Annotated in this window: 11 protein-coding genes; 3 read left to right on the top strand and 8 right to left on the bottom strand. The window is 68.3% G+C overall.

The genetic code is table 11. The features are described 5' to 3' along the window. Positions 1–75: 75 nt before the first annotated feature. A complete protein-coding gene (gene nadC / locus IEW22_RS02400) occupies positions 76–945 on the bottom strand; it encodes a carboxylating nicotinate-nucleotide diphosphorylase (RefSeq protein WP_188584970.1) in 870 nt (289 codons plus the stop codon). Then, positions 942–2,084 (bottom strand): quinolinate synthase NadA, encoded by a 1,143-nt coding sequence (nadA, locus tag IEW22_RS02395; RefSeq protein ID WP_188584969.1) that lies wholly within the window; start codon positions 2,082–2,084, stop codon positions 942–944. The genes nadC and nadA overlap by 4 nt, the downstream gene beginning before the upstream one ends. 172 nt (positions 2,085–2,256) lie before the next feature. Here nadA and IEW22_RS02390 point away from each other — a divergent pair, with 172 nt between their 5' ends. Beyond that, complete coding sequence (locus tag IEW22_RS02390; protein WP_188584968.1) at positions 2,257–2,964, top strand: NUDIX hydrolase; 708 nt, start codon at positions 2,257–2,259, stop codon at positions 2,962–2,964. An 83-nt stretch (positions 2,965–3,047) separates the two neighbouring features. Here IEW22_RS02390 and IEW22_RS02385 read toward each other — a convergent pair whose 3' ends face one another. The 6 genes from IEW22_RS02385 to IEW22_RS02360 form a co-directional block, all read right to left on the bottom strand. Then, on the bottom strand, positions 3,048–3,680 hold the full coding sequence (locus IEW22_RS02385; RefSeq protein WP_188584967.1) for a DUF2567 domain-containing protein: 633 nt from the start codon (positions 3,678–3,680) through the stop codon (positions 3,048–3,050). Continuing rightward, positions 3,677–3,937 carry a biotin synthase auxiliary protein BsaP gene (gene bsaP, locus IEW22_RS02380; protein ID WP_188584966.1) on the bottom strand — a complete coding sequence of 87 codons (261 nt, stop codon included), beginning with the start codon at positions 3,935–3,937 and terminating at the stop codon, positions 3,677–3,679. The genes IEW22_RS02385 and bsaP overlap by 4 nt, the downstream gene beginning before the upstream one ends. A gap of 43 nt (positions 3,938–3,980) precedes the next feature. Further along, positions 3,981–5,000, bottom strand: a complete 1,020-nt coding sequence (gene bioB / locus IEW22_RS02375; protein ID WP_188585041.1) for a biotin synthase BioB — start codon at positions 4,998–5,000, stop codon at positions 3,981–3,983. Between the two features lie 62 nt (positions 5,001–5,062). Further along, positions 5,063–5,911 (bottom strand): dethiobiotin synthase, encoded by an 849-nt coding sequence (bioD, locus tag IEW22_RS02370; RefSeq protein ID WP_188584965.1) that lies wholly within the window; start codon positions 5,909–5,911, stop codon positions 5,063–5,065. Further along, on the bottom strand, positions 5,911–7,074 hold the full coding sequence (locus tag IEW22_RS02365; RefSeq protein WP_188584964.1) for an 8-amino-7-oxononanoate synthase: 1,164 nt from the start codon (positions 7,072–7,074) through the stop codon (positions 5,911–5,913). The genes bioD and IEW22_RS02365 overlap by 1 nt, the downstream gene beginning before the upstream one ends. 127 nt (positions 7,075–7,201) lie before the next feature. Further along, entirely contained in the window at positions 7,202–8,461 is a 1,260-nt protein-coding gene (locus IEW22_RS02360; protein WP_188585040.1) for an adenosylmethionine--8-amino-7-oxononanoate transaminase, read from the bottom strand. 280 nt (positions 8,462–8,741) lie between these two features. On the opposite strand from IEW22_RS02360, the gene IEW22_RS19960 reads away from it, so the two are divergent. Continuing rightward, a complete protein-coding gene (locus tag IEW22_RS19960) occupies positions 8,742–11,129 on the top strand; it encodes an acyltransferase family protein (RefSeq protein ID WP_229742100.1) in 2,388 nt (795 codons plus the stop codon). A gap of 97 nt (positions 11,130–11,226) precedes the next feature. Further along, entirely contained in the window at positions 11,227–13,971 is a 2,745-nt protein-coding gene (gene glgX, locus IEW22_RS02350; RefSeq protein ID WP_188584963.1) for a glycogen debranching protein GlgX, read from the top strand. Positions 13,972–14,022 lie beyond the last annotated feature (51 nt).

The raw sequence follows: 14,022 nt of genomic DNA, 5'->3' as shown, positions 1-14,022 counted from the left end.
TGCCCGCAGCCGGCTCACCCGCGCGTCGGCTGCCCGTCATCGTCGCCACCACCGACACCGGTCGGGCGGCCCTTCTCAGAGGTCCAGACCCAGATCCAGGGCGGTCACCGAATGAGTCAGCGCGCCGACCGCCAGATAGTCGACCCCGGTGCGGGCGTAGTCGCGGGCCACCTCGAGCGACAGGCCGCCCGAACTCTCCAGCTTGGTCTCCGGACGGCGGGCGTTGCGCCGCTGCACCGCCATCTGGGTCTGCCACAGCGGGAAGTTGTCCAGCAGGATCAGCTCGGCACCCAGGGCCAGGGCCTCGTCGAGTTGTTCGAGCGAGTCCACCTCCACCTCGACGTCGATGTCGGGCGCCAGCTCGCGCACCGCCTGCAACGCCGCGGTCAGCGAACCCGCGGCAGCGATGTGGTTGTCCTTGATCAGCGCGGCGTCGCCGAGTGCCATCCGGTGGTTGTGTCCCCCGCCGGCACGCACCGCGTACTTCTCCAGCTCCCGCAACCCCGGCAACGTCTTGCGCGTGTCGCGGATCACCGCGCCGGTTCCGGCCACCGCGGCCGCCCACCGGGCGGTCTCGGTGGCGATCCCCGACAGGTGCGTGAGCAGGTTCAGCGCGGTGCGTTCGGCGGTCAGCAGCCGCCCGGTGGGCGCCTCGACCTCCACCACCACCTCGCCGGGTTCCACCGCCGATCCGTCGGCCACCCGCGAGATCACCGTGTAGTCGTCGCCGATCACCTCGTCGAACACCGCCAGCGCCACGTCGACACCGGCGACGACGCCGGCCTCACGGGTGACGATGCGGGCGTGGGTGCGCGCCGACGACGGCACGGTCGCGGCCGTCGTCACGTCGGGGCCCAGGCGCAGATCCTCGTCGAGTGCGGTGCGGATCACCGACCGCGCATCGGGGACCACCAGTTCGGTCACCTCGGCTCCCCCGACCATCATTCGCCCGACCCCGGATTGCCGATGGCGATCATCTTCTCGACGCTACGCCGGGCCCTGGCCGCGGTGTCGGCGTCGACGTGGACCTCGTCGCGACCCTCACGCAGGCATCGCAGCAGCGCCGCAGGCGTGATCATCTTCATGAACGGGCAGGAGGCACGATCGTTGACCGGCTGGAAGTCGACGTCGGGTGCGGCCTTGCGGAGCTGATGGAGCATCCCGACCTCGGTGGCCACGAGCACCTGTCGCGCGCCGGTGGCGCGTGCGGCATCGAGCATCCCTCCGGTGGACAGGATCTTCACCTTCTCGTCGGGCACGACGCCCTCGCCGGCGAGATAGAGAGCTGATGTCGCACAACCGCATTCGGGATGGACGAACAGCTCGGCATCCGGATGTGCGGCGGCCTTGGCGGTGAGCTCGTCACCGTTGATGCCCGCATGCACGTGGCACTCGCCGGCCCAGATGTGGATGTTGTCGCGACCGGTCTGCCGCTTCACATGCGCACCGAGGAACTGGTCGGGAAGGAACAACACGTCGAGATCGGGATCGATCGACGCCACCACCTCCACCGCGTTGGAGGATGTGCAGCAGATGTCGGTCAGCGCCTTGACCTCCGCGGTGGTGTTCACATACGAGACCACCACGGCGTCGGGGAATTCCGCCTTCCACTCACGCAGCTCGTCGGCGGTGATCGAGTCGGCAAGCGAACATCCGGCGCGCGCATCGGGGATCAACACGGTCTTGTCGGGGCTGAGGATCTTCGCCGTCTCGGCCATGAAATGCACCCCGGCGAACACGATCTCGTCGGCGTCGGACTCCGCTGCGATACGCGAGAGCGCCAGCGAGTCGCCGACGTGATCGGCCACATCCTGGATCGCGGGGAGCTCGTAGTTGTGCGCGAGAAGCGTCGCATTGCGCTTGCGCAGCAGGTCGCGGACCTCGGCGAACCAGTCGGCGTCGGGTTCGACACCGGTGAACCGCGGTGCTGTCGCGGCCGCGCCGGCTCCCGCGTCGAGGATCGCCGTCTGCACCCGTCGCGTCGATGCGGGGTGTGGTGTCGCGGTGTGGGCTGTCGAGGACTGGGCCGTCTCAATCTGGGCCGTCTCGGGCTGGGCTGTGATGGGCTGTGTCGTGGTGGTCATGTGAACACCACCTCCTGTCGCGGTTTGGCGTCGTCGCCGGCGCACGTCATGCGGTTTTCGACTATAGATCGAAAACCCTGTTCCGTACAGCACCGCGTTCCGGGCGCCTCCGTCCGGCAGTCCTCGTGTGTCTCCCCCGTCGCCTGATCGGGCGGAACATACAATCGCTGCCATGTCGGCGGCCACGATGGTTCATGAGGTTCGGTGCGTGGTCTTCCGCATCATCGACGACCCCGACACCGACGCGGCTACCGGCGCTCCGCGCCTGGCGGTCCTGCTGTGGCAGCGCGGCATCGAACCGCAGGCCGGAACCTGGTCGCTACCCGGAGGGGCGCTGGGTGCCGACGAAGACCTGACCACCTCGGCGCGCCGTCAGCTCGCCGAGAAGGTCGATCTGCGGGAGGTCGCCCATCTCGAGCAGATCGCCACCTTCTCCGACCCGGGCCGGATGCCGGGGCCGCGGGCCATCGCCTCGACCTACCTGGGTCTGGTGCCGGTGGACTCGGCAACCGAACTGCCCGCCGACACGCGGTGGCTGCCGGTCGACGCGCTGCCCACGATGAGTTTCGATCACCGGTCGATGGTCGATCTGGCGCGGTCACGACTGGCGGCGAAGATGTCCTACACCAACATCGCCTTCGCGCTGGCACCGCACCAGTTCCCGATGTCCGCGCTCTCGGAGATCTTCCGCGCGACATTGGGCTATCCCGTCGACGCCACCAATCTGTTGCGCATTCTCAGTCGGCGAGGTGTGGTCGAGACGACCGGCACAGTAGGCCGCACCGGCAGGTCCGGCGGGCGGCCCCCGGCGCTGTACCGCTTCACCGACAACCGACTTCGGGTGACCGACGAGTTCGCCACGCTGCGTCCGCCCCCGTGAGGTGACCGACTCGGCGGCCCGCACCGGCCCTGTCTCGAGTCAGGCCGGGCGCGAGTCAGTCCAGTCGAGTCAGTCCGGTCGAGTCAGTGGGTGTGCTCACCGACGCCGAGACCGATCTCGGCGTCGGTGCCCACGCCGAGATCGGCGCGAGGGTTGCTGAGCACCACGATCGCCTGAGCGATCAGCGCACATACGGGTGCGACGACCACGAGCACCCATGGGGCGCTCATACCGAGGCCTGAGGCCCCGCGTATCCACAGCGACGGCGCCTCGAAGAAGTACTGGCCGAACTGCGCCGAGCCGGCGCCCGGGTAGCGGGCATGCGCGATCAGACCGCCGATCCAGGCGCCGAGCGCCGAGCCGGCAATGGTCGCGATCACGAGAATGATCGTCCCCCGGGCGCTGCGGACGAACGCCCTGTCAGCGGGTGATCGCGCGACCATCCACTGACCGAGCGCGGCGGCGACACCGTAGACCGCACACAGACACGCGAAGATCGCGATCGCATCGAAGCGGTGCACGGTGCTGTCAGACAGCAGCCCCGCGCGACCGGGCGCGACCACTACACCTCGCAGTCCCGGCGTGAGCACACCCCAGACGATGCCGACCACGATCCCGAGCAGCACCACCGCGCCGGTCGACATCCAGGCACGGGTGGGTGGTGCCGCCGGTTCGACGCCGGTCCGACCGCCGAATGTCGTTGCGGTCCAGCTCATCGCGAACCCACCTCCGTCGAGTCGACCGTGCCGTGGCGCGAGCAGCGCGCCGACCAGCCGTCCGGACACACCTGCACCACCATCCGTCGAGCGCACTGCCCGCAGAATCGCGGCGGCTCGAGCCCGAGTGCCACCGCGGGCGGCTCCCGACGACCGTCTGCCGATTCCACCGGTTCACCGGTGTGCACCCCGAACCGACTCGGTTCGGCCAACGGCCCGCGCGGGGTGGCGGCGCTGACGGGGTTGACAGCGCTCACACGGCTGACGGGGGAATCCGGTACGCGATTAGATCGGGTCACGTCACATCGTGTCATTGAGTGCCTTGATGGGCATCTGTAGGTCGACCAGCAGGTCGAGATCCTCCTCGGCCGGCCTGCCCAGGGTCGTGAGGTAGTTCCCGACGATCACGGCGTTGATGCCGCCGAGAATACCCTGCTGGGCACCGAGGTCCCCGAGGGTGATCTCACGTCCGCCGGCAAAGCGCAGGATGGTGCGCGGCAACGCGAGCCGGAACGCGCCGACACAGGCGAGCGCCTCCGTCGCCGGCATCACCTCGAGATCGCCGAACGGCGTGCCCGGACGCGGGTTGAGGAAGTTCATCGGAACCTCGTCGGGGCAGAGTTCGGCGAGTTCGGCAGCGAACTCGGCGCGCTGCTCGCGCGTCTCCCCCATGCCGAGGATGCCGCCGCAGCACACCTCCATCCCGGCATCCCGCACCATCCGCAGGGTGTCGAAACGCTCCTCCCAGGTGTGGGTGCTCACCACATTCGGGAAGTGGCTGCGCGCGGTCTCGAGGTTGTGGTTGTAACGGTGCACCCCCATCTCGACCAGCGCGTCGACCTGGTCCTGGGTGAGCATCCCCAGCGAGCAGGCGACCTGGATGTCGACCTCGGCGCGGATCGCCTCGACGGCGGCGGCCACCTGACTCATCAGGCGCTCATCCGGCCCACGCACCGCCGCGACGATGCAGAACTCGGTCGCGCCGGTCTTCGCCGTCTGCTTGGCCGCCTCCACCAGCGCGGGGATGTCGATCCAGGCACTGCGCACCGGTGACTCGAAAAGGCCTGACTGCGAACAGAAGTGGCAATCCTCGGGGCATCCGCCGGTCTTCAGCGAGATGATGCCCTCGACCTCCACTTCCGGTCCACACCACCGCATGCGCACCTTGTGCGCGAGGTCGAGGAGTTCGGGCAAGCGCTCGTCGGGCAACGACAACACCGCGAGTACCTGCTCGCGGGTCAGTCCGACGCCTCGTCCGAGGACTTGTTCGGTGGCGATCGCCAGGATGTCGTCGGCGCTCCCCGCCGCGGTGCCGGTCATCGCGGTACCCGTCGTCGTGGGGGTCCGATCGGCGGGTGCGGCGTCGTCGGTGCGGATGTCGGTCACGTGCGGGCCTTTCGTGTCGGGGGTGAGGCTTTCGTGTCGGGGATGTGGTGGGAGAGATCGAGCCAGGTGATGGCCGCCGCCGCGAATTCCGCTGGGGTCAGGTCGCTCACGCCCTCGGGGATGACCCCGAGGATGCGGCTGTCGGTGACCGTCGGGAGATCGTCGAGATTGCATCGGCGCGCGAGGTCGGGGTCGCGAGGCCATCGCCCGATCACGAGCCCGGCCACCTCCACCCCTGCCGCGCGTATCGCTCCGACGGTCAGTTCGGCGTGGTTGAGCGCGCCGAGTGCCGGGTCGACCACCACCACCATCGGCGCAGCCAGGGCATCGGCAACGCTGAGGATGGTGGTCGTCTCGTCGAACCGCACGAGCACACCACCGGCACCCTCGACCACCACCACGTCGTGACGGGACCGGAGATCGTCGACGGCGGCGGTGATCTGCGCCAGCCGCAGCGGTTCGCGGTGTTCTCGGCGGGCAGCGGTGAAGGGCGCCAACGGTTCCCGGAAACGCGCACATTCGAGCGTCTCGTCAGGGTTGGCGAGCGCGCGCACCACCGCGAGGTCCCCACCGTCTGCGCGCCGCGGGTCATCGGTCCGATCACCGTCGGCGCCGGCCTCGACACCGGTCTGAGCCGGTTTGCAGACGGCCACCGAGCAGCCGGCCGCACGAAACCCGGCGACCAGCGCCGCGACGGTCACCGTTTTGCCCACATCGGTGCAGGTTCCGGTGACCACCACGACGCGCCCGGCCGGGTCCGGCGGCACTTGACCCCGCGCATTCGGCTGATCGTGCGTGAGCGACTGGACTGGAAGCGACTGGTCGGGTGCGCTCGCCGGGCTCATCACGCGCCCACCCGCACGCCGAGTCCGTCGAGCACCCCGCGGATCCGCGACGTCACGTCGTCGATGAGGTCCTCGGACAAGTCCGCGCGGGCCGTCAGACGGAGACGTGACGTGCCGGCGGGTACCGACGGCGGGCGGAAGCACCCCACGTGCACGCCGACGCCACGGCAGCCCGCCGCGGCCTCGACCGCGCGATGGGGATCGCCGACGATGAGCGAGACCACCGCCGACTCGGGCGGCTGTCCGCCGCACCGTTCGGCGATGCGTGCGGCATTGTGCCGCACCTGGTCGCACAGGTCCGGGTTGTCGCGCAGTGTCGCCAACGCGGCGCGCGCCGCACCCGCTGCCGGTGGGTTGAGCCCAGTATCGAAGATGAAGGTGCGTGCGGTGTCGACGAGATGGTCACGGACACGCGCGGAACCGGCGACCACACCACCCTGCGATCCCAGCGACTTCGACAACACCGTGGTCACCACCAGGTCGTCGGCGCCGGAGAGTCCGAGCTCGTCGACCACGCCGCGCCCGCCCCGCCCCCGGACGCCCAGCGCGTGCGCCTCGTCGACGAGCAGCATCGCCCCGTGCTCGCGTGCCACCTGGTGGTACTCGGCGATCGGGGCGATCACCCCGTCGATGCTGTACACCGAGTCGGTCACCACCAGCGCCCGCTGCCGCGTCCGCGTCGCGAGAACACGCGCCAACGCCTCGTGATCGCCGCGCTCGATCACCACCACCTGCGATCGCGACAGCCGGCATCCGTCGATCAGCGATGCGTGCGCCCCGGTGTCGCTGACGATGAATCCGTCCCGGCCGGCGAGCGCGCTGACCGCACCGATGTTCGCCAGATAGCCCGACGAGAACACCAGGGCCGCTTCGACACCGAGAAATGCGGCGAGGTCGCGTTCGAAGTCGTCGTGCAGCCGGGTCGTCCCGGCGACCAGGCGCGACGCGGTCGCACCTGTCCCCCAGCGCGCCGCGGCCTCCTGCGCGCCGGCAATCGTCGCGGGATGCCGGGCCAGTCCGAGATAGTCGTTGGAGGCCAGGTCGACCAGTGCGCCGGACTCCTCACGCGGGGTCACCTCGCGATGCAGTCCGGCCTCACGTCGTGCGGATGCGTCGGCATCGAGCCAGCTCAGGGCCAAACCTGAACACTGTTCAGTAGTCATCGCGAACAGTGTGGCAGATCGGTGATCCCCATGCAGCCATCCCGGGACGATCACGGCGTCATGTCGCACACCGGTGACAGGTCAGATGCGCTGTCCCGTCACCGGTGCGGCCCGGTCGCCGGTCAGGTCACGTGCGCGTGGATGCTCGCACCGCGGCGGTGATCCCCGCGCAGATCAGCGCGACGTCGTCGGCGTCGGCGATCAGTGGGGGCATCGTGTAGATCAACCGGCCGAACGGGCGCAACCACACGCCTGCGGCGACTGCTGCGTCGGTGGCCGCCGCCATGTCGACGTCGTCGTCGAGTTCGACCACACCGATCGCGCCGAGAACCCGCACGTCGGTGACACCCGATCCGCCGACGGTGTCGGCCAGCCCCGCACGCAGGCCGCCCTCGATCGCGGCCACGCGAGTGCGCCACGGCGAGTCCAGCAACAGCCGGGTGGAGGCCAGACCCACCGCGCAGGCCAGCGGATTGGCCATGAACGTCGGACCGTGGGCGAGCACACCGGGATGGCCGGAGGTGATGGTCGTGGCCACCTCGCGGGTGCACAGCGTCGCCGCCAGCGTGAGGTATCCGCCGGTCAACGCCTTGCCCACACACATGATGTCCGGCGACACCCCGGCATGGTCGGCAGCGAACAATTCACCGGTCCGACCGAAACCGGTGGCGATCTCGTCGAAGATCAGCAGGACCGAGTTCTCGTCGCAGAGCGCGCGCAGGTCGGCCAGGTATCGCGGCGACGGGAACCGCATCCCACCGGCCCCCTGCACCACCGGCTCGACGATCACCGCGGCGAGCTCGTCGCGGTGAGCGGTGACCAGCGCGGCGAGCTGATCGACGTAGTCCTGCTCATGGCTCGTCGGGGGCACCGGTGCGAAGAGCTGCTCGGCGAGGATGTCGGTCCACAGCGCATGCATGCCGCCGACCGGGTCGCAGACGCTCATCGGGGTGAAAGTGTCGCCGTGGTATCCGCCCCGCCACGTGAGCAGGCGGCGCTTGGCAGGTAGTCCCCGCGCACGCCAGTACTGCAGCGCCATCTTCACCGCGACCTCCACCGACACCGATCCCGAGTCGGCGAAGAAGACCGTGCGCAGCGGCGCGGGGGTGATCTCCACCAGCAGCTGCGCGAGATCGACCGCGGGTTGATGTGTCAGCCCGCCGAACATCACATGGGCCATCGACGACAGCTGGGTGCGCACCGCCTCGTCGAGCACCGGATGCCGATAGCCGTGGATCGCCGCCCACCACGAGCTCATCCCGTCCACCAATGAGCGGCCGTCGACCAGCTGTAGCCGCACACCCTCGGCGGAGGCCACCGGAAGCGGCGACTGCACGCTGGGCATCTGCCCGTAGGGATGCCACACACAGTCCCGATCGCGCTCCACGAGATCGTCGGCGAGCGAGGCAGCATCGCTGCGGCGGGACCGGGTGGACCCGGCGCTGTCTGACACGCCGACGAGGATCGCATGCAGACGAGCCACGGTCACGCGCGTGCGCGGAATCCGCCGGCCGGTTCGGTAGATTGATCTACCGGGCAATCAGTGCACCCATGCACGACCTGCCCGGTCGAGACGCGCTCGGAACCACCCGCACCGCACGTCGACCGGCACGCCCCCGGATCCTCGGCCGCACCTGGCCGGCACGACACGAAAGGCGCATCGTCACGTGGCAGCACCCACGGTCACGCGCGCCGCCGACGCCACACCGTCACGCGCGCCCGCATATCGGACCGATCTCGACGGTCTGCGCGGGATCGCCATCGCGCTGGTCGCCTGCTTCCACGTCTGGTTCGGCCGTGTCTCCGGTGGTGTCGATGTCTTCCTCACCCTGTCGGGCTATTTCTTCGTCGGGTCGCTGCTACGCCACTCCATCCGCAGCCAATCCGACACCGTGGGCCTGATCGATGCGGTCAACCCGTTCCCGCGCGTGCGCAAACTCATCCGCCGATTGCTCCCGGCGCTGGTCACGATGTTGATCGCGGTCGCGGTGCTCACGGTCGCGGTCGTCGCACAGACCCGCTGGGTGAGCATCGGCCGCGAGTGGATCGCGAGCCTGCTGTACTACCAAAACTGGTATCTGGCCTTCAATTCGCAGGATTACACCGCCGCGAGTTCGGCCAACAGTCCGCTGCAGCACATCTGGTCGATGTCGATGCAGGGACAGTTCTTCGTCGGCGTGCTGCTGGCGGCCATGGCGCTCACCGGGGTCGTCAAGATCATTGGTCGCATCCTCGGTCGCACCGCCACGGCTGCCGTCATGCGCAGCCTGGTCTTCGTGGTGGTGCTGGCGCTCGCGGCGACATCCTTCGCCTGGGCGCAGTACCGGATGTCGGTGAACCAGCCGTTCAACTACTACGACACCTTCTCGCGTCTGTGGGAACCGCTGATCGGCGGACTCCTGGCCATCTGGATGCCGCGGGTCCGACTGCCGCGCCTTCTCCGCGACCTGGTGATCCTGGTGGCGCTCGGTTTGATCATCAGCTGTGGGTGGTGGATCAACGGCGTCGAGTCCTATCCGGGTGCCAAGGCATTGGTCCCGGTGGTCTCCACCCTGGCGATCATCTGGGCGGGTGCCCCCACGTCGGCCGACGCCACGCCACCGAGGACCACCGTGGCACTGGCCGGACGCGGCCCGGTGTGGCTGGGCTCGGTGTCGTATTCGCTCTACCTCTGGCACTGGCCGCTGCTGATCTTCTATCTGACCTGGCAGGGCAAGAACCACGCCGGGGTGATCGAGGGACTGCTCATCCTGGCGCTGTCGCTGGTGGTGGCGTGGCTGACGAAGACCCTCGTCGAGGACCCGCTGCGCGGAATCCGTCCTCGAGCCCGGCCCACGGTCACCGAGGAGGCGACCGCCGCCGACGGGGTCGGCTCGGCGGCCGATGCCCCGCTGGACGACCTGCTCCCGGATTCGCCCGTCCCGTCGTCCGACCCGCAGCCCCGGCCCACCGCGGGATCTGCCCTGCAGAACTCCACCTCCGGCTGGGTCACGATCCAGCCGGAGAACGTCGACCCGCACGCGCGATCACGATCGCGCTCGTCCACGCCCTCAGCCGGCACCGGCCGGACCGGCCGATGGGCACGCGCACTGCTGACCTACAGCACGGTGGTCACCACCGTGCTGGTCCTCGCGACCGCCGCGGTGGTGGTGTCGATCAGGATGTGGGAGCACCACGTGTCCACGGCAACCGTCGACACCGCAGATCTCGACCCGAAGATCTATCCCGGCGGCCGGGCCTTCCTCGAGAACCTGCCCGTCGCGCATGTCGACCCGCAGCCGACGCCGCTCACAGTGCTCAAAGACCTCCCCATCACGTCCTTCCGCGGCGACATCAGCAACTTCACCGATCCGAGCATCCGGGTGGGCGTATACGGCGACCCGACCGCCACCCACACGATCGCGCTCGCCGGCGGATCGCACGCCGAGCACTGGATCACCGCACTCGACATCCTCGGCAAACGCAACCACTTCCGCGTCACCACCTACCTGAAGATGGGGTGTCCGCTGTCGGCGGATCCCAACCCGACCCAACTCGGACAGCCCTACCCGCAGTGCCACGACTGGGTGGTACGGGTGATGGACCGGATCATCGCCGACCGTCCCGACGCCGTGTTCACCAACAGCACCCGCCCACGCGACGGGATCACCGGCGGCGACGCCGTCCCGGCCGACTACCTCCCGATCTTCGGCCAGTTCAGTGCTGCGGGCATCCCGGTCTTCGGCATCCGCGACACACCCTGGCCGCACAACAGCGCCGGTGGGGCCATCGACACACCCACCTGCCTGGCCGACGGCAACGATCCCGACACCACCTGCGCGACACAGCGCTCCACCGCGCTGGACCCCGTCAACCCCACCGACGCGATCGTGGCGAACTACCCGGGCCTGCATCCGCTCGATCTGTCCAATGCGGTGTGCAACGCGCAGATCTGTCCGGCCGTGGTGGGCAACATCATCGTCTACCACGACTGGCATCACCTGTCGGCGACCTTCGTCCGCAGCATCACCGACGAGCTCGGACGCCAGATGCACAACGCCCTGCCGTGGGCCTGATCACGTCGACGATCACCCGACCTGCACACCGGCCTCGCCGACATGAAGGCCACGACGGCGGGGGCTAGTCTCGTCACATGACTTCGCAAGGGTGGGCATGACCGCCACATCATCGAACGCGCGCGACCCGCAGGCCACCGAGACCACTCGAGCCACTGAGGCCACACCCGGAACGGATGAGTCGAAGTCGGATTCCGACACTTCCTCGTCGGCGACCCCGTCAAGTGAGTCGTCGGCCCCCGAATCGACACCGGTGCCCGCCGCCCCGGCTGACGACGCCTCGCCGGCACAGCGCGCCGAGGCGGGTGACTCCGACATCGAGCCGCTCCTCGCCGACGAACTGATGGTGTGGCCGGGCTCGCCCTACCCGCTCGGCGCCACCTTCGACGGCGCCGGCACCAATTTCTCGCTGTTCTCGGAAGTGGCCACCAAGGTCGAACTGTGTCTGATCGCACGTGACGGGAGTGAGCGACGCATAGCGCTCGACGAGGTCGACGGTTACGTCTGGCATTGCTACCTGCCGGCTGTCGTTCCCGGTCAGCGTTACGGCTATCGCATCCACGGCCCGTGGGATCCCGCGCAGGGCCTACGGTGTGATCCCTCGAAACTCCTCCTCGATCCGTACGGCAAGGCATTCCACGGGGAATTCGACGGCGACCGGTCGCTGTACTCGTATGCGATCGAGCTGCCCGGCGACGAACCCGACACCGAGGACCCTGCGTCCGATCAACAGGTGTCCGACGACGACCCCGCCGAGACATCCTCTGCGCCAACAGATCCCGAAACGACCGACCCTGACCCAGACGCCGCGCAGCCAGCCGGGACCGAGGTGGTCGCCGACGACGCCGCGACATCTGCTGACGGTGATCACGATGCCGACACCGACAACCACGGCGCCGAATCGACTGGCAGCGACACCGATTCGGAGAACGAGGCGTCGGATGCGGGTGAGGACACCGAGCGCGGCGACGCGGAGAGCGGCGACGACAGCGACGAGGGTGACGGCCGGGTAGCGGCCGCGACCGACCCGCTGACCGCCGAGGGCAACGCCCCGGTCACCGACGGGTCCGAGGATCGCCGCACCCCGGATCGCCCGGGATACGACTCGATCGGGCACACCATGATCTCGGTGGTCATCAACCCGTTCTTCGACTGGCGCAACGACCGTCCTCCGCGTCGGCCGTACAACGAGACCGTCATCTACGAGGCTCATGTCAAGGGTATGACCGCCACCCACCCCGAGGTTCCCGAGGCGATGCGCGGCACCTACGCGGGCCTGTCGCATCCGGCGATCATCGACCACCTCAAGCGACTGGGCGTCACCGCGATCGAGTTGATGCCGGTGCATCAGTTCATGCAGGATCAGCGTCTGCTCGATCTGGGTCTCCGGAATTACTGGGGCTACAACAGCTTCGGGTTCATGGCGCCGCACGCCGACTACTCGTCAGCGCGCAAGGCCGGGTCATCGGTCAACGAGTTCAAGGCGATGGTGCGCTCATTCCACGAGGCCGGCATCGAGGTGATCCTCGACGTGGTCTACAACCACACCGCCGAGGGCAACCATCTCGGGCCGACCATCTGTTTCCGTGGCATCGACAACGCCGCCTACTACCGGCTCGTCGACGACTGGCCCGAGATGTACATGGACTACACCGGAACCGGTAACAGCCTCAACGTCCGCCATCCCCACACCCTGCAGCTGATCATGGACTCGCTGCGCTACTGGGTCACCGAGATGCACGTCGACGGCTTCCGATTCGACCTCGCGGCGACCCTGGCCCGCGAACTCCATGATGTCGACAAGCTGTCGTCATTCTTCGATCTCGTCCAACAGGATCCGGTGGTCAGCCAGGTCAAGCTGATCGCCGAGCCGTGGGATATCGGCGAAGGCGGCTATCAGGTCGGCAACTTCCCGCCCCAGTGGACGGAGTGGAACGGCAAGTACCGCGACACGGTCCGCGACTACTGGCGGGGCGAGCCGTCGACACTGGGCGAGTTCGCCTCACGCCTGACCGGCTCCTCCGATCTGTATGAGGACACCGGTCGGCGTCCGAGCGCATCGATCAACTTCGTGACCGCCCACGATGGCTTCACGCTGCGAGATCTGGTGTCCTACAACGACAAGCACAACGAGGCCAACGAAGAGGGCAACCGCGACGGCGAGAGTCACAACCGCTCGTGGAACTGCGGCGTCGAAGGACCCACCGACGATCCGGAGATCAACGAGCTGCGGGCGCGTCAGCAGCGCAACATCCTCGCCACGATGATGCTGTCGCAGGGAACGCCGATGATCGCCCACGGCGACGAGATGGGCCGGACGCAGATGGGCAACAACAACGTCTACTGCCAGGACTCGCCGCTGTCGTGGATGAACTGGGATCTCGCCGAGGAGAACGCCGATCTGGTGGAGTTCACCCGCGAGGTGATCCGGCTGCGCGCCGAACACCCGGTGTTCCGTCGGCGCCGCTTCTTCCGCGGCCGCCCGATCCGCTCTGGCGACCAGCAACGCGACATCTCCTGGCTCACCCCGGCTGGACAGGAGATGAGCGAGGCCGACTGGGACAGCGGATTCGGCAAGAGCCTGGCCGTCTTCCTCAACGGCGAGGGTATCCACGAGACCGATCTGCGCGGTCGCGCCGTTGTCGACGACTCCTTTGTGCTGTGCTTCAACGCCTACTGGGAGGCAATCGATTTCAGCGTGCCGACCTGGCTGGGTGCGCGCGAGTGGGTGGGTGTTCTCGACACCGCGCACAGCCGTGGCGTGTCAGCCATCACCGTTACGCCCGACACTCCGTTCGAGGTGGCGGGACGATCACTTCTGGTCCTGAAGAAATCACGATGAGCCACCGGTGAATCAGGCGCCTGCGGCAATTCGCGACCATTTCTCCCGACG

It is taken from the genome of Gordonia jinhuaensis (assembly GCF_014639795.1).
Lineage (GTDB): Bacteria > Actinomycetota > Actinomycetes > Mycobacteriales > Mycobacteriaceae > Gordonia_B > Gordonia_B jinhuaensis.
This window is presented reverse-complemented; position numbering and strand designations above follow the sequence as displayed.

Coding starts and splice junctions, on each gene's coding strand:
- nadC (WP_188584970.1), bottom strand. CDS start 945: ATGATGGTCGGGGGAGCCGAGGTGACCGAACTGGTGGTCCCCGATGCG.
- nadA (WP_188584969.1), bottom strand. CDS start 2,084: ATGACCACCACGACACAGCCCATCACAGCCCAGCCCGAGACGGCCCAG.
- IEW22_RS02390 (WP_188584968.1), top strand. CDS start 2,257: ATGTCGGCGGCCACGATGGTTCATGAGGTTCGGTGCGTGGTCTTCCGC.
- IEW22_RS02385 (WP_188584967.1), bottom strand. CDS start 3,680: ATGAGCTGGACCGCAACGACATTCGGCGGTCGGACCGGCGTCGAACCG.
- bioB (WP_188585041.1), bottom strand. CDS start 5,000: ATGACCGGCACCGCGGCGGGGAGCGCCGACGACATCCTGGCGATCGCC.
- bioD (WP_188584965.1), bottom strand. CDS start 5,911: ATGAGCCCGGCGAGCGCACCCGACCAGTCGCTTCCAGTCCAGTCGCTC.
- IEW22_RS02365 (WP_188584964.1), bottom strand. CDS start 7,074: ATGACTACTGAACAGTGTTCAGGTTTGGCCCTGAGCTGGCTCGATGCC.
- glgX (WP_188584963.1), top strand. CDS start 11,227: ATGACCGCCACATCATCGAACGCGCGCGACCCGCAGGCCACCGAGACC.